Annotated in this window: 21 protein-coding genes and 1 pseudogene; 7 read left to right on the plus strand and 15 right to left on the minus strand. The window is 60.7% G+C overall.

The annotated features are described in order from the left end of the window. On the plus strand, positions 1–271 hold a 271-nt coding region (locus K359_RS0137180), incomplete at its 5' end, for a transposase domain-containing protein (protein ID WP_029083799.1). 161 nt (positions 272–432) lie between these two features. Next, positions 433–669, plus strand: a complete 237-nt coding sequence (locus K359_RS64830; protein ID WP_245284830.1) for a hypothetical protein — start codon at positions 433–435, stop codon at positions 667–669. A gap of 17 nt (positions 670–686) precedes the next feature. On the opposite strand, the gene K359_RS54155 is transcribed toward K359_RS64830, so the two are convergent. The 3 genes from K359_RS54155 to K359_RS0137195 form a co-directional block, all read right to left on the minus strand. Continuing rightward, positions 687–929, minus strand: coding sequence for a hypothetical protein (locus K359_RS54155; RefSeq protein ID WP_035977787.1), 243 nt, complete (start codon positions 927–929; stop codon positions 687–689). A gap of 217 nt (positions 930–1,146) precedes the next feature. Continuing rightward, complete coding sequence (locus K359_RS63595; protein WP_165127720.1) at positions 1,147–1,302, minus strand: hypothetical protein; 156 nt, start codon at positions 1,300–1,302, stop codon at positions 1,147–1,149. 117 nt (positions 1,303–1,419) lie between these two features. Then, on the minus strand, positions 1,420–1,620 hold the full coding sequence (locus K359_RS0137195; protein ID WP_029083801.1) for a hypothetical protein: 201 nt from the start codon (positions 1,618–1,620) through the stop codon (positions 1,420–1,422). A gap of 17 nt (positions 1,621–1,637) precedes the next feature. Here K359_RS0137195 and K359_RS54160 point away from each other — a divergent pair, with 17 nt between their 5' ends. After that, entirely contained in the window at positions 1,638–2,354 is a 717-nt protein-coding gene (locus tag K359_RS54160; RefSeq protein WP_035977788.1) for a Crp/Fnr family transcriptional regulator, read from the plus strand. 415 nt (positions 2,355–2,769) lie between these two features. Here the strand turns inward: K359_RS54160 and K359_RS0137205 are convergent, their stop codons facing one another. Genes K359_RS0137205 through K359_RS0137215 form a run of 3 tightly spaced genes read right to left on the minus strand, consistent with a single transcriptional unit; the run spans position 2,770 to position 4,134 of the window. Further along, entirely contained in the window at positions 2,770–3,225 is a 456-nt protein-coding gene (locus K359_RS0137205) for a DUF3147 family protein (protein WP_029083802.1), read from the minus strand. Next, on the minus strand, positions 3,191–3,568 hold the full coding sequence (locus K359_RS54165) for a DUF3147 family protein (RefSeq protein WP_051346620.1): 378 nt from the start codon (positions 3,566–3,568) through the stop codon (positions 3,191–3,193). Before K359_RS54165 ends, K359_RS0137205 begins: the two co-directional genes overlap by 35 nt. After that, a complete protein-coding gene (locus K359_RS0137215) occupies positions 3,565–4,134 on the minus strand; it encodes a phosphatase PAP2 family protein (RefSeq protein WP_029083803.1) in 570 nt (189 codons plus the stop codon). The genes K359_RS54165 and K359_RS0137215 overlap by 4 nt, the downstream gene beginning before the upstream one ends. Before the next feature lie 266 nt (positions 4,135–4,400). Here K359_RS0137215 and K359_RS0137220 point away from each other — a divergent pair, with 266 nt between their 5' ends. Together K359_RS0137220 and K359_RS0137225 are read left to right on the plus strand one after the other, a co-directional pair. Beyond that, the gene (locus tag K359_RS0137220; RefSeq protein WP_029083804.1) at positions 4,401–5,477 is read left to right on the plus strand and encodes a flavodoxin family protein; all 1,077 of its coding nucleotides are present in this window, start codon (positions 4,401–4,403) and stop codon (positions 5,475–5,477) included. Positions 5,478–5,705: 228 nt separating this feature from the next. After that, positions 5,706–6,008, plus strand: coding sequence for a hypothetical protein (locus K359_RS0137225; RefSeq protein WP_029083805.1), 303 nt, complete (start codon positions 5,706–5,708; stop codon positions 6,006–6,008). Positions 6,009–6,115: 107 nt separating this feature from the next. On the opposite strand, the gene K359_RS0137230 is transcribed toward K359_RS0137225, so the two are convergent. The 7 genes from K359_RS0137230 to K359_RS0137260 all read right to left on the minus strand — a co-directional run bounded on the left by K359_RS0137230 (position 6,116) and on the right by K359_RS0137260 (position 10,459). Continuing rightward, on the minus strand, positions 6,116–6,328 hold the full coding sequence (locus K359_RS0137230) for a hypothetical protein (RefSeq protein ID WP_029083806.1): 213 nt from the start codon (positions 6,326–6,328) through the stop codon (positions 6,116–6,118). A gap of 10 nt (positions 6,329–6,338) precedes the next feature. Continuing rightward, complete coding sequence (locus tag K359_RS0137235; RefSeq protein ID WP_029083807.1) at positions 6,339–7,424, minus strand: YihY/virulence factor BrkB family protein; 1,086 nt, start codon at positions 7,422–7,424, stop codon at positions 6,339–6,341. A gap of 2 nt (positions 7,425–7,426) precedes the next feature. Continuing rightward, complete coding sequence (locus tag K359_RS0137240; RefSeq protein ID WP_245284831.1) at positions 7,427–7,927, minus strand: hypothetical protein; 501 nt, start codon at positions 7,925–7,927, stop codon at positions 7,427–7,429. A gap of 55 nt (positions 7,928–7,982) precedes the next feature. Then, positions 7,983–8,801: a mechanosensitive ion channel family protein gene (locus tag K359_RS54170; protein ID WP_051346621.1), complete on the minus strand. Its 819-nt coding sequence runs from the start codon at positions 8,799–8,801 to the stop codon at positions 7,983–7,985. Between the two features lie 105 nt (positions 8,802–8,906). Beyond that, on the minus strand, positions 8,907–9,347 hold the full coding sequence (locus K359_RS54175) for a hypothetical protein (RefSeq protein WP_371261236.1): 441 nt from the start codon (positions 9,345–9,347) through the stop codon (positions 8,907–8,909). A gap of 7 nt (positions 9,348–9,354) precedes the next feature. Continuing rightward, positions 9,355–9,576, minus strand: coding sequence for a hypothetical protein (locus tag K359_RS0137255; protein ID WP_029083809.1), 222 nt, complete (start codon positions 9,574–9,576; stop codon positions 9,355–9,357). A gap of 34 nt (positions 9,577–9,610) precedes the next feature. Continuing rightward, a complete protein-coding gene (locus tag K359_RS0137260; RefSeq protein ID WP_029083810.1) occupies positions 9,611–10,459 on the minus strand; it encodes a hypothetical protein in 849 nt (282 codons plus the stop codon). Between the two features lie 338 nt (positions 10,460–10,797). Between K359_RS0137260 and K359_RS54180 the strand changes: the two are divergent. Further along, a pseudogene (locus K359_RS54180) lies at positions 10,798–11,727 on the plus strand (SDR family oxidoreductase); the annotation flags it as partial. 369 nt (positions 11,728–12,096) lie between these two features. Then, complete coding sequence (locus K359_RS0137270; RefSeq protein WP_029083811.1) at positions 12,097–12,456, plus strand: PRC-barrel domain-containing protein; 360 nt, start codon at positions 12,097–12,099, stop codon at positions 12,454–12,456. 442 nt (positions 12,457–12,898) lie between these two features. Here K359_RS0137270 and K359_RS65920 read toward each other — a convergent pair whose 3' ends face one another. Together K359_RS65920 and K359_RS0137285 are read right to left on the minus strand one after the other, a co-directional pair. Next, the gene (locus K359_RS65920; protein ID WP_256375193.1) at positions 12,899–13,027 is read right to left on the minus strand and encodes a hypothetical protein; all 129 of its coding nucleotides are present in this window, start codon (positions 13,025–13,027) and stop codon (positions 12,899–12,901) included. A 705-nt stretch (positions 13,028–13,732) separates the two neighbouring features. Further along, a complete protein-coding gene (locus K359_RS0137285; RefSeq protein WP_029083814.1) occupies positions 13,733–15,115 on the minus strand; it encodes a serine hydrolase in 1,383 nt (460 codons plus the stop codon). Between the last annotated feature and the right edge of the window lie 74 nt (positions 15,116–15,189).

Consider the following 15,189-nt stretch of genomic DNA (forward strand, 5'->3'; position numbering starts at 1 on the left):
CAACAATTGCGCTGAGCGCGCATTGAGAGGCATCGCCTTGGGAAGGCGCAACTGGACCTTCGCCGGCAGCCAGCGCGGCGCCGACCGTGCCGCCATCATGCTGACGATGATCACGACCTGTCGCCTCAACGACGTCGATCCCAAGGCCTGGCTCGCCGACGTCCTGGCCCGTATCGCCGATCATCCCGCATCGCGTCTGCACGAGCTCTTGCCCTGGGAATGGAAGCTCCTGCGCCAGGCCGACAAGCCAGCCAATCAGCAGGCCGCCTGACCTTCACCCTTCACCCAATGCCATCATAGACCTCGCCGTGCCCGCGCGCATGCGTCAATCAGGCGGCCTCCGTCGTATGCGTACCTGGTTTCTGATCAGAGAATAAAATTTGGTCCGCCGCTTTATATCGCAAGTTACTGAATTTTCGGATCGGTCTTGCGATGGTGCCCTATCGCGAACGTACGAAGGCAACAACGATGAAAAGGCGCAACCGGTTCAAGCAGACGACGTCACTGAGCTATCGCCTTATCCAGCTCGCACAAGCAGCAAGGACGAGAGCGGCTAGCCTGCCACCAGGTGAGGAGCGTGATCGATTTCTCAGGAAAGCATACGAGGCCGATCGCGCCTTGCAGATGGAAGAGCTCTTGTCGACAGCAGCCGGCGTGATGCCGCTCTGACTGTGCTCAGTCGTTACCTACCTCCCCGTTCGGCGGGCCGGGCCAATACGCTTGGCGGTTACACTGATCTGGAAGATTGGCGTGTCTTCTCGCTTGACCGAAATCGACCAGCGGTTGGATCTATCGAGGTCAAGATTTGACTCGATGTCTCGAACGGTCATGACGGCCTGGTCCCAGGCGGATTTGTCGTCTGGGAGTTCTTCGCCATCCGCATCGTCGAAGGGGTGGCCGTTAGATATATGAAAGAAGTATTTGCTCATGAGCCGAAACTCCGCGCACAAAGAGTCGTTCCTGTTGTATCGAACGAGATATATCGACCAATAGTTGCAACGTACAAATTTGCCCCAGCTCACTTTTGGCCCCGGCTCACTTTTGGCCCCGGCTCACTTTTGAGGGTATGGGCCTTACGTCGACCAATGTCGCTCTTCCACAAACAATTAGGATTCAAGCATCGCTGACGAGTGTTACCGGTCTTTTTTAGTGAGTATTGGATCTGTGCCAATTTTCGAGGTCGATATCGGCCTCATTTCGTTGCTCTTTCTCGGGATTGCCTTTCCAGGGCTTGTCCGTCTGTTTATGTGAGGCTCTATCCGACTGCAGCCGCGGATCGTCTTTCGGTGTTTCCTTGCTCATGCTTCGCTCCCGTGCATATGAAACCAAAGCTTTGACCCCACAGGCGGTTCCTCAGGCCAGACCGATCCCGGTTCGGGCCGCTTGAATCCGGCTCTGTTGCGTGGAGCTGATTATGCGTCAATCCAGCTGGCGCCCCCGACCGTCGCCAATGATCAGACCGTTTGCCTTCTCGCCGACGAGCTTGGCCGCATTTGAACGCACCGGCGATCTCTGCAACAGCGGCCAGAAGGCCGAACGCCCGGCCTCGACATATTGTCTTGACTGATCGTCATCGCTAAATTTGCGGGGCAGAGCCGGCTCCTTTCCGGCCGCAGCCATTTCAAGGAATCTTTCAGATGCCCCTCGAGATGATGGTCCGTAAGTTGCGGCTGCACTCTGAGTTGCCGGACGAAGACGTCGCGGCTCTGCGGTCCATCGTGGCGCCGGTGAGGAGCCTGCCGGAAGATTCGCTCATCGTTCGCGAGGGGGAGCTCAGCACCCAATGCTGCGTAATCATGAGCGGCTTCGCCTATCGGTCCAAAGTCTCCGAAACTGGCAAGCGGCAAATCCTGTCGTTCCACGTCGCCGGTGACATGCCTGATCTCCAAGGCCTGCCAGTAAAGCGGATGGATCATGATCTGACGACTCTCTCGAAAGCCAAGGTTGGTTTTATAAGACATGATTTGCTCGAACGGACCCTCAGCACGCGGCCAGCCTTGGCACAAGCACTTTGGCGCGAGACGCTTACCGACTCGGCGTTGTTCAGGCAGTGGATCGTCAACCTGGGCACGCGATCGGCATCTGGCCGCATGGCCTATTTACTTGCGGAGTTGCGGGGGCGGCTTGCCGCGATGGGATTGGTTGCAAACGAGCAGTTTGACTTTCCGGTTACCCAATCGAAGCTGGCCGACGCGCTTGGGTTGAGCGTTGTGCATGTCAACCGGGTGCTTCAGGCGTTTCGAACGAAGGGCATCCTTGATTTAAGGAACCGGGTCGTCACGCTTCGTGACTTCGAAAAGGTCCTTGAACTTGGTGGGTTTGATAGCCTCGAGGACGATACAAGCACTGCATAATACGCGGTTCTGGCGATGCCCGGAAGCGCTCGTTCTGCAGGTTCTTCACCATGACGTCTCGGGTCAGCGGGGCGCCGACCATGACGACTTTGCGCAATTTAAATTCGGCCAGCCCATAAACCGGCCCGAACAGATCCGGCGTGCAGACGCCGCGCGCGACACTGGTCTCAGTCCCGAAAGCCATATCATCGCCGACATTCGCGACAATACGCGCCGGCACGTCAAGCGACGATTGCCAGCACTCAGGCGATACATGCGAGAGCTCGGCGAGCAGGAAGCGCAGACTTTGAGCCAGATATCTGTATTGCCGGCCTGATCAGACGTCGCACCCTTTTGAGGGTCCGAACACAAAGTACAAACTTAGCGCCGGCGCCGACGCGTCAGAGCGAAGCTCCCGCCGTCCTAGTCTCCTCCATCACTGCGCCCGCCTCTTGACCAGTCGCCGGGGTGATCGGATCTTCGGACGCACGAACCATGCAAGCACCGAGCAAACCAGCCAGGCGAATGATGCGCAGATGAAAGCGGCCGGAACGCTGCTCCGTACCGTCGACTGGAAAGCAAACGCAAACGCCAGCATCCCGATTGCTCCCAGCGCTGCGCCCGTTGCGTCGAGTGCGGCGGCTTGCTGCCCGCGCCACTCGCCAGTGAGACCCGCTTCCCGCTTGCTGCGCATTTCATGCTTCTCAATCAGGGTTGCACTGGCGCAGAAGATGGCGGGAAGCGCGAGAAAGGCATCGCCGATACACCCGCCGCAGTAACTGCTGATCAGACCGGTGAAGATGGTCGCGCCACCACCAAGTCCAAAGCGGATCAGGTATTCATACCAGCGGCCTTCCCTAAGGGATGACAGTGAGACGCGGACGGGTGTCATGCCTGCTTTTCGGCAAGGCCAGCAGGCCGAAGGCGATCACAAGCCAGACGATGAGCGACAGCAATGTTGCGGGGACGGCGCGCGGCCTGGCGCGAACGAGCAGCTGGCAGACGAAGAAGCTGTAGCCGGCGAGCGCGACCGCGCCCGCCATCATCGCGCGGCCCTGCAGGCCGGCGTAGTCGGCTCCGTGCTGGTACACGGCGATGCCGAGCGTCGCCGGCGCAACGGACGGCGCCGCTCCGAACAGACCGGCGAAGCTCTTCGGGCGCAGAACATCTCCCAGCATCGCGAAGGTCGATACCGCGGCTCCGCCCAGCAGAAAGCGGAGGACGTATTCGGTCATCGCGTCTTGCTCCGCCGCGGATCGTCCGCCGAATAACCGGTCCAGAGTCGCAGCAGTCGCTCAAGAATTGCTCCGAGCGCGAATCCCGCGACCACGTCGCTCGCCCAATGTGCGAGAACCACAACACGCGTCACCGAAAGAGCGACCGCAACTGCCTGTATTGCACGGCACGCGCCCGCGGGCAGCGTTCCTGCCGCTGACGCCAGCGCGCCCATGTGCAGCGCGTGGCCGGATGGAAATGCGTCCTCACGATTGCCCGAGATGGAGATGCCGTGGACGTGGCCGACCACCGTCAGCCGGTCCGGGCGGGTCTGGTTGAACAGCAATTTAAGACCGTGCGGCAGGAGCGACGCCGCGACCGTAACCAACAGCGCATGATTGCCGGCGCGCTGCAGCGAGGTATCGCGTCCGCGCGAGGCGATCCAGCCGGCGGCGGCGAGAACAAGCAGAACCTTTTCGTCGGCGCCCCAAGTCAGCGCGCGCGCGATTGCTTCGGGGGCGGGCGCGGTGTTGCGGGCGATTGCGTGCGCGATTACGGCATCCGCCGCGGTCGGGCGAACGGTCATCGGGAAAATTGGTGCACCGCGAAGGCGGCTTGCTCTTATGCGGGCGGTCGTACGCATGGTTTTCAAAGCCGTATTTCCATCCAACGCGCCAGATACGGCCTGGGTCCTAATGGCCCATGCCGGGTGTCAGGAGAGAGGTCAGAAGGAACCAATGGCAGTCCAATCAATTTAGGTTTGCTAGCCTTTTACTGGGACACGCACCGAAGCTTCGCGCAACCGGTCGCGATGCATGGTGGGCGAAGATCGCTTTTCGGGGAGAGATGTCGATGGCGGAGCCGGACGTTCGCAAGGGGATGCCGGTCGTAATGCTCTCGCGCGATGAGTTCGAGCGGCGCTACCGCAAGCGATTTTTCGATCCAGTCTTCCAATCCGTGCAGGAGGAACTTGCAACGATCATCGCCGGTGCGTGGGATGCCTATAGCCATTCACGCAAAGCGCCAGTCACGCGCAAGGCCGGCCCCGGGTTTGCCGATCCCGACTATGATCTCGCGGTCGATTGGCTGTCCGCGCGCGATGCCATCGAAGCAGCACAGCGAACGCACGATGATCCGAACGCGACGCCGCATATCCTGCTGATCAACGGCTCCTCGCGCAGCGAACACACCTGCCCCGGCGAGATGTCGAAGAGCTGGCGTATGGTCGAAATTTCTGACGCCTGCTTTCGCGAGATGGGCTTCACGGTTGATGTCCTCGATTTGTCGCGGCTGACATCCGAGTTCGGCAGGGAGATTCATCCCTGCAAATCCTGCGTTTCCACGTCGATGGCGCTCTGCCACTGGCCTTGTAGTTGCTATCCAAACTATTCGCTTGGGCAAGCAGATGACTGGATGAACGAGATCTATCCACTCTGGGTGCGTGCGCATGGCATCATGATCGTCTCTCCTGTCAATTGGTACCAAACGCCCACCGCACTCATGGCGATGATTGATCGCCTAGTCTGCGCGGACGGCGGCAACCCTGATCCAACCTCAACCGACGGCAAGTCCGCGAGAGAAGCCAAGACGCTCGAACTCAGGGGCTGGCCCTATCCTAAGCATTTGAAGGGCCGACATTTCGGCATCGTGGTCCATGGCGATAGCGTCGGCGCGGAGACATGCCGCCGTTTCCTTGCTGACTGGCTCACCGATATGGAATTGATTTCGGCGGGCGGCATGGCTGAGATGGACGGCTACATTGGTTACATGAAGCCATATGCGACTTCGCACCAGGAACTTGACGAAGACCGTGCATTCCAGGATCAGGTACGTAACGTCGCGTTGGCTCTTGGCGCCGCCGTGGATCTCGCGCGGACCGGTCATTTGGAAGACCCCGCCAAGGGACTCAGGGATCCACAGCCGAAATAATTGGGAGTTCCTGTTCTCGCGGGAAGCGGAAACGGGCCGCCGAAGACCACTCCCTCGGCAGCGGTCATCTCGAGAAGTAATGCAGCAACGACGCCGTCTCGCGATCGCGCGGCGATATTCCGCATTGGCGGCTTCTTCCTCCACAGCATCCGTAGCGACGCCACTCCTAGGAACCCTCGGGCCTACTCGGCTTTTGGTTTCTCAACTAATCCAGCGAGGGAGACCACCATGCCGCGCGGCGACAAGTCCAGCTACACCGACAAGCAAAAGCGCCAAGCCGAGCACATCGAGGAAGGTTACGAGCACCGCGGTGTTGCGAAGAAGGAAGCCGAGCGGCGCGCGTGGGCGACCGTGAACAAGGAAACACACGGCGGCAAGAAAAGCGGCTCGGGACGTGGAACCAAGGAAGACCACTCCCAGTCCAGGAAAGGCGGCCGCCTCGGAGGCGCCGCGTCGGCCAAACGACCCGCCGCGGAGCGGTCCCGCTCCGCCAAGAAGGCTGCCCGGACGCGAAAGCGGCGCGCTGCCTAAGGCCGCTGCGAAACCCATCGACGAACTCACACTAAATATCACGTCAGCCGGGCGTATCGAGTGGCTTCATCTCCAGCAGTCCGCGCTACAAGATTTCTTCGATGGTCTCAGTTTGACCGCTTGGTCGGGGCGGCCTCCCCCTCCTCGCGGCCGGGCACGCTGATATGGACTTCGTGCCCCATCCTAATCGCGAGCGACGCGGCCGCCGCCGCAGATTCGAATGCAGCTTCCTTGGTTGCGTACCCGCTGTTCAGATTGCCGTCGTGCAGCACGCCCCATCCCTCGCCGGTTGCAATCACAGCGTATTGAGCCAATCCCATTGTCTCCTCCTTACGAAGCCTTGCCAACCGTATCCGCCATCCTTGCGCCCCGCACCCCGAGCGGCTTCCCGCGGCCCACGGTCGAATCGATTGTGGTCTGATGCTCGATCTCGGAGTTCAGTTCCGCTCCACACAGCACGATGATGGCGGACATCCACATCCAGGTCATCAGGCCAATGGCCGCGCCAAGCGAGCCGTAGGTCGCGTTGTAATCGCCGAAATTCGCAAGATACCAGGACAGCAGCGCCGAGCCGATCAGCCACAGCACGGCCGCGGCAACGGCACCAACGCTCAGCCATTGCCAGCGCGGTGTGGTCCGGCTGGGGCCGTAGCGATAGAGCACCGCGAGCGCGACGAGGAGCAGGAGGACCAGGATAGGCCACCGTCCGAATCGAATGATGAGTTCGGCCCGTGTGCCTAGACCGACTTGCTGGAGCAGAAGCGGCGCGACCACTACGGCCCCGACCATCAACATGACCGAAATGAGGGCTGCTATCGTGAAAGAGAGGGATATCAGGTTGAGTTTGACGAAACCGCGCTTTTCCTTCTCTTCGTAGACGACGTTGAGCGCATCGAAGACCGCCTTCATTCCAGCGTTGGCGCTCCAGATCGCGATCAGCAGACCGACGGCAAAGGTAAGGCCGAGCGTCGAAGTCCCCTTCGCGAGCACGCGGGCGATCTGGTCCTGGACGATGACAAATGAACCTTCGGGCAGCATCAGCGCCAGGCTTTGCAGATTGGATGCGATCGTGGACGGATCGGCGAACAGGCCGTAACTTGAGACCAGCGCCGTGATGGCCGGAAAGATCGCGAGCAGCCCGTAGAACACGACGCCGGCGGCGGTCGCCAACAGCCGGTCCTCGTCGATCTGCTGATAGGTACGCAGCAGAATGTCCTTCCAGCCGGCGGCGGGAATCTGAAGCGGCGTGTGAGCCTGCCGTCCACGATCTTGCGCTTCGGCGAGCACGGGTTCCGCCCGCCGCCCTGGGACGGATGGTGTCCCCGATCGTGATACGTGGCGATAGATCGCCAAAGTCGCCAGCGCGGTTGCGCCAGCGAGCAGCAGGTCGTTCGGCCAATTCGAGCGCGGAGCCATCGCTAGTCCTGAATAACGTCGCGCGGACGCTTGAAACGCGAAACGGCAAACCAGCCGATAAGCATCACGGCAGCCCCGGCGGCCAATACCTGGGTCGTGGGATCGGCGTTTACCCCTGCTCCCGATCGGGAGGTGGCGATCAGGCGCGCCGCCACGGGCACTGCGACCGCTCGCTTGAGCATGTCGGCTTGCTGGCCTGACCGCGGGGCCGCCGGCGCTGGACGCGCGAGCAGCCCGCGGCCCGTCCCCAGCCCCAGCAGCCCGAGGAGGAGAAAGACACCCCCGATCGCGGCATAGGCGATCCAAATGCCGTAACGAAGGTCGATAGCATGGAAGGCCGCGGCACCCCCGATCCCGATTGCCACCAGAAGCGACACTGCGCCGACGAGCATGAAGCCGCATGCCAGCGCGTAGCCGGTCACCAGACGCTCGATCCATTGTCGTAAGTCCGCGAGGTAAGATTGGGCGATCAGGCTGAGTGACGGTCGAGCGTTGGCGCGCATGGCGGTGTCCACTGCTAGTCGGCATCGGACAACCCGGCAGGGTGAACGACGTTCCCTACCCCGCCACGCGTGACCGCTCCGGCAGCGTGGCGCCTGCGTCGCTGAGCATTGTGGTGACGAGGTCCAGGAGCCGATGCTTCACGGCGTCCGCGTCGGCAGGCTTCGCCTTTGCACTGACCGTCAGTTCGACGATCGGATGCGCGGCATCGGAGATGTCCACCACTTTCGAGACGTGCACTTCGGGCGCGGGTCGCGCCTCGATTCGCGAGTCCTCGCGCAAATGCTTCAAAATCTGCTCGCCGATGTGCCCGATCGGCCTGACCGCGCGGACCGGGAAGGACACCTTCACATCACCGGTGCTGGGATGGGTGCTGTGATTGATGATGGCGCTGCCCCATACCGAACCATTGGGCAGCAGGATCTGGGTGTTGTCGGACGTGATGAGTTCGGTCATGAACAGCGACAAGGATTGCACCTTACCGGCCTTGCCGGCAACCTCGACGTCGTCGTTGAGCCGAAACGGCCTAAACAACAGAAGCATCACGCCAGCGGCTAGGTTGGACAACGTTCCCTGCAAGGCCAGCCCGATGGCCAGCGACGTAGCGCCGAGCACCGCAACCAGGCTCGCCGTCTGAATGCCGAAAAGCTGCGGCACGGCGATGCCGACCACGGCAAGCACCGCATAGCGCGCAAGGCTGGAGAGGAACACCGTGACCAAGGCGTCGACACGGTGCGTGGCCGTGAGCACGCGCAGGACAAATCGCTGAGCGATGGCTGAAGCGTACCATCCAAGAACCAGCAGCAGAACGGCAAAGATCGCATTGAGTCCATAGAGGACCAGCGTCGCCTTGAGGGTTTCAAAATTGAGCGCCATGGGTCCCCCTACGGCGAAGGCGGCCAACATGGCCGCCGGCAGCAAGGCAAACGCGCCAGGGAAAGTCGCGTTCCCGATAGCGGGCACGGCGAGCGGACCGAGGGCTTACCGGGCTGGAGGGAGTATCGCGCGTGGCGGCAGGGAACTCGGAAATGGCCGCGCCACCATCAGCGTCGCGCGCTCGTCGGTCTCCAATGCGATCTTTTGGGCAAGCATCACGTCGCCCGCCACCAGCGAACCGACAGGCCGGAAGCACCAGCCGAGGACCACGCGGTCGCGGCCGTCCATTTCATAGACATTAGTCGACGTACCATAGCAAATCCGATAACGCTTGCCGGACTCCGAGCCGATGACGTCGAAGCGATTGTGCTTTTCAAATTGCGATTGCTGCTCCGGCGAGAGCCATGCGGCCAGCAGCGCCAGCCCGCGCGTCTCCCTTCGTTCATAAGCCTGCCAACGCTCCCGGGTCGCGACCAGCGTCGCACGCAGCGTGCCGACGGCGTGCTGCAGCACTGACAGCAGAGACACGGCGCGCAGACGGGCGATCACGGCGTCAGCCGCCCACCAGCCGGGGATAGAACAATGTTTCCTGGGCGGTCGGATCCAGCGTGCGGACGAGCGCCGCTTCGCCGGAGGATCTCCGCACTGCGGCGGTGTAGCCGTCCGACGTCAGCTCCGCGAAGCGTGCATTCGCCCAGGCCAGTTGCTCGCTGTCCTCGGGATCGAAAGATTGCCTTGTGTCGCCGGTGTGGTCCATGACCAAGATCATTGCCATCATCGTCTCCCATCGTAGCACGTTCGCCCTTGCATCAGACCACCGGCACAGGGGTCGTTGGCCTGCCGCCCATCCACTCCGGCAGCGTCGCGCCGTCGCGGTGCCGGCCGCCCGCACAGGCTGCGGCCCAGGCTGCGACCGCGCCGAACAACAGCGCCGCCGCAACCGAGAATGCGAGGATTACCGAGCTCCGCCGCGATCGCTGGATGGCGGTTCTAGCATCACCGACGACGCTGTCGACGCGCTTCTCGGCCTCGGCGGCGGGCAAACCGGTCGCTGCCGCGATCTGCTGGATCAGATAGCTTCGATCTTCGGTGCTGACGCCGCTGTGGCCAGAGCTGGTCAGCAGGATACGGCCCGCCTCGGCCCGATCGTAACCAATGTCGAGATTGGCCGGACGCCGCACCGACCGATACAGGTGATCGAGCTCAGCGCTCAGCAGCTGCTCCGCAGCCGTCGCAACAGGCCGGCTCTGGACCACCGGGCGAGCGGTCGACAAGCCGACCAGCGCGATGATTGTCCCGCCCACGATAACGGCAAGCGCCCAGGCGGTCAGCCCGTGGAGTCCGTCGTTGCTATCGACCACGTCGGCCGGTATCGCGCCAATCACACGTTGCGTTCGGCCGGCGATGTAGCCGCCGACGACAAAGCTCACAAGGGCTTGAAGGATCAGAAACAGCCCGGATAGCAGCGCGAGCGCGGCGGATGCATCACGCCATGAGGGCGAGCTCGAACTCACACCCAATCCAACTGCTGCTCCGAAGCTGATCAAGATCAGCGACAAGGCCGAAGCGGTGAGCGCGCCCGCGAAAATCGGACTCCATTGCAGTCGCAAGCCGCCCTTATCGTCGAGGACGTCAGCAGCACTTCGCCCGGTGTCCATGATGCACCTACCGCAATCCAAAGAACGATAGCACCGCAAGAATAACCACAATTAGCCCCACCAGATAGATCAACTGGTTCATGCACGCCTCCTCCGCTCTAGCTTGACAATCTGGCCGAGAAGGCAAAGTTCCTAAGCCAGGGCATTCGCTGATGTGAGTGGCCGCGAGGTTCTGTTGAGCTTTCTTCAAACTTCGATGGCGCCTGTTTGAGCGACCGTATCGGCTGTGGGGGCGCACGCGATGCACGCAAACTTGCAACGAAGTCAATCTTCGCATGTTGCCTATTCGCACGGAGATCAGCGGTGCCTACCCGGTACATCATGGGCCCGGCGGATGTATCGCTGTTGCCTCGTGTGTCTCCGCGACCGCCCAGGGAAACGACAAATGAAACAGCAAATCTTGACCAATCCGACCGATCTCTACCCGAAACCGCCGTTCAAGAAGCAGTCGCAACCGTGGCCCGGACTTGCGGGCGAGATGGAGCCCCCGTCCCGACCATGGCGAAACAAGCTATAAAGGATCCGCGCGGCTGGTAGGCCGGAAGGCATTGATCACCGGCGGCGATTCCGGCATGGGCCGGGCTGCGGCAATCGCCTTCGCACGCGAAGGTGCCGATGTCGCGATCAACTACTTCCCTACGGAGGAGGCGGACGCGCGGGACGTGATCGCGCTGATCAAAGCAGCAGGACGCCACGGGCTCGCGATCCCTGGGGACATCAGAAACGAGGCATTCTGCCAGGAACTAGTCACTCGTGCCGTCGATGGGCTGGGTGGTCTCGATATTGTCGTCAGTAACGCCGCCCGACAGCAGTCGCACGATTCTATTGTAGACATCTCGTCGGACGATTTCGACGCGACTATGAAGACCAATATCTACGCGCCGTTCTGGATCATCAAAGCGGCGCTACCCCATCTCCAGCCCGGCGCATGCATTATCGGGACGACCTCGGAGCAAGCTTACGACCCCTCGCCTGAACTTTATGACTACGCCCAAACCAAGGCCGCGACGATGAACTACGTGAAGTCGTTGGCTAAACAGCTCGGCCCGAAAGGAATTCGAGTGAATGGTGTGGCGCCTGGCCCGATCTGGACCCCACTGCAAGTCTCCGGCGGAGCGTCTATGGAGAAGCTCGAGAAATTTGGCGGCCATACCCCACTTGGCAGGCCTGGCCAACCGGCAGAACTGGGCTCGATTTACGTCCAATTGGCGGCCGCCGATGCAAGCTTCGCAACGGGTCAGGTTTACGGCTCGTCGGGAGGACTGGGCAGCCATAACAGCCGTATGAGCCGCTGCCGTAACCTGCAGACTTTGAGCGGAAGCAACTTAATGATCAATGGGACAGCACACGTCCCCGGTGACGAAAACGAGCCGGTTTTGCCTCGGTGGCTATGAAGACGTCGGGCGCTCGGGTTTCGCGGAATCAGGAAATAGAAACGCGCCGATTGGCGGTTGGGTTGCCCCACCGGCCCGAGCGCGTGCACATCGCTACTGGGGCCGCTTCTTTGGCTGTATGTCGGCGCAACACGATCATCGGGGACAAATGCCAAGCCTTTGCTCTTTGCGACTCCGCCGCCGTAGGAACCATCAACGATCATCATGATTGGTTTTCTAAACTAATCGCATTGGAGGAGCACCATGGCGTTGGATAGCAAAGAAACTGGTAATCTGATTGGAAGCGACAAAGTCGAGGGCACGGCCGTTTACGGAGCTGACAGCAACAAGATCGGCAGCATCGAACGGCTGATGATCGACAAGGTGAGCGGCAAGGTTTCATACGCCGTTCTCGGCTTTGGGGGCTTCCTTGGCATTGGGGATGACCACTATCCTCTCCCGTGGCAATCGTTGAAGTACGACACTAACCTCGGCGGCTATGTCACCGGCATTACCGAAAGCCAACTCCAGGGCGCGCCCAAGTATCGCGATGAGGCCGGCTGGAATTGGAGTGATCCGGCGATCGGTCGCTCGGTGAACGACTACTACGGCGTGCCGATCTGATCGAATTAACTCAGCGGCGCGCGCTCAAACGACGGCTGCGCCGTCTGCCGAAAACAAATCCTTTGGTGGCATCATTATGCCCGGTCAACGTGAACTTTACCAAAGCTCGAATGGAGATCGCTGGACGCTTTGCAGCGAAGAAGACGGACGCGTTTTCGTCTTGCATGAGGCCAATCTTGCTTCGGGCGGCGCCTTCAACCGAATAGAGATTTCGGACCTCCTCGCTCACGCCAAGGGTGGACCAGAGCAGCAGGCACTCCTCCGGTTAATCGCCACCCTGGCTCACGAGAACTGATTAAGCGCTACATGCGGTGCAAGGAATGCTTACGCCAGCTCGTCCCCTTCAAGCGCAGCCAGATGGCATTGCGGGCGAACAGGGATCTCAACCATGAACCCGCCATCGTGGTTGCCCTGGGGTTATAGACCCGACCGCGCTTGTTATTCAGCCCGGGAATTGCGGCTGAATGAGCGATGCTATCATCACCGCCGCGATTAGAAACGCCGGCGCGCAGCTCACCCCAGCGGCTAACCAAAGCTCCGCATCGCAAAAGATTTCGTAATCATCATGCATGGACGGCTCTCCATCCGACTTGCCCGAAGAAGCGGCCCCGGCGAGGGGGAACACGCCGAGGGCCAAGTTTACACTGTGGTCATCTCCGGCGTTGCCTAACACCGGACATACTACAACCATCACCGGATACGCTTCGTTCCTGCTCCCAGTTGATCAGCTTCGCGTGCAACGAAAGCGGCCTCAGCGTTGGGTAACAACGCTGAGGCCTACTTCCTATGCTGTCGCAGACCGCCGATTGCCGCGAAATTCAACGGCCGTGCTGGGCCTGTAAAAATACGAAATGAAACAGTCTGCCCAAGTTTCGGATGATCGGGGCGGATTGAGGTTCCGGAAATAACGTGTGTGAATCGCGCTGAAAAATTGCTACTTTTTCCCAATGACGCCAGCGCTATCTATTGGGCGCGAAAGTGCAGATCGCTGCCTGATGTCACGATCTGAACGCATCGATCGCGTGAGCGACGAGGATGCCAACACTCAAAATCAAAAGTACTGAAACTGCTGCGTCAAACATAATCTGCACAGCAAAACGGGCCGTCCGCGATCAGTCAAAAGGAATTCTATCGGCGTCAATGCATCGCTCGACAGTTGATGCGCCGGCGCAACAAGGTAATTGGTGCCTGGTGGCATTTCAGACCAACAGGATCCTACCGTCCCTCCCGAGAGAGTCGGAGTATGTTCGGGAAGGCAACCGAAGGCCAAAGCTGTTTAGATTACAGGGGTGCTGGGCTGGTATCGATGTTGGACTTCGGACTTGATCATGTCTTCGGTCACCAGCCGCTTGCTGCCGATTTGAACTCCCTCGATGGTGCCGGCAGCGCCGCGAATCAAGCGACAGGCCTCGCCGAGATCGCCGAATGCCTGCGCTTTGGCCACCACGGCCTCGTCGATGCCAGTCGGTCGAAGTTCGGTCGCATCGAAGAAGGGAGACAATTGGCCGGGCGTTGCAACCAGCACCTTATCTTTGCCAGGCACCAAATCCATTGGGCCCCACAACGTCCACCAGCGGCCACGCCAGTCAGCGGTTGCCGGACCTGGGGCGCCGAGATCGTGAATGGTCTTCAGGATGTGGATAACACTTTCGAACCAGACGTTTGCGAGACCGTCTATGGCGTTGGTGAGGATGCTGATCGCGATATCCTGCTCAGGCAGAACAACCGTGCGCGTCAACGTTCCCTGGAAACCACCGGCATGACCTACCCAACTCCAAGGCCCAGGCGGACCGGAAATCGTGCCCAGGCCGTAGTAGCGCTCCAGTTGCGAGTGGGCATCGCGCCAGTGACGTCGCGTCATCTCGCGACGGCTTGTCGCCTTCAGAATGCTCGATCCGACGGCGGGAGAAAGCTGGCCGATAAACCGCACCAGGTCGCCAGCGGATGCCGTAAAGCCCGTCGCCGAGGCCATATCGTTCGTCACATTGTCGCCGGGGATAACGAAACGCTGGCCATAGGGGTAGCGGGTCGAGTGGCCACGGGCAAATGGGCGACACACGATCGGATCGAAGTCAGGTGTTGTCTCCGTAAGGCCGGCTGGGGCGACGACCTGATCGTAGATCCACCGGCCATATGGCTCGCCGGTCACCTTCTCGATGATCTTACCCAGCAAAGCGAAGCCATGATTGGAGTATTTGAACGTGACCCCGGCCTCGAGGGGCTGCGACACTGAAAGGTCAGCGCGAAACTCAGCCTCGCTCAGGAACGGCCGGCGATCCAAAAACTGACCGCTGTCGGTCCCATCGCGGGTTAGACCGGCCGCATGCGAGAGCAATTGGGAAATGGTGACATCAGCAACCTCTGGAGTGAGGTCTGCGACGTACGCACCGAGCCGGTCGTCAAGCCGGATTTTGTCGCGCTCGCGCAACAACATGATACCAGCCGCCGTGAACGTCTTCGAGTGCGAGGCGACGCGAAAACGATGACGAGAGGTGAGCAGTTCCCGGGTTGCGAGATCAGCCATACCGCTGGCATGCTCAAGCAGCACCTGACCCTTGTAAGCGACGGCTAGCGAGACACCTGGCTGATCGGACAATTCCCGCTGATAATCGACCCAGATAGGGATGTAATCAAGCGCAGAGGCGAGCCATTCGGACATGAGCGCTTAAATCCTGTCGGAGGTGACACCATCGGGCCCATTCTGCACATATTGCAGGCTGGATCGAGCGATGG

The sequence above is a fragment of the Bradyrhizobium sp. th-b2 genome (assembly GCF_000426785.1).
GTDB classification, from domain to species: domain Bacteria; phylum Pseudomonadota; class Alphaproteobacteria; order Rhizobiales; family Xanthobacteraceae; genus Bradyrhizobium; species Bradyrhizobium septentrionale.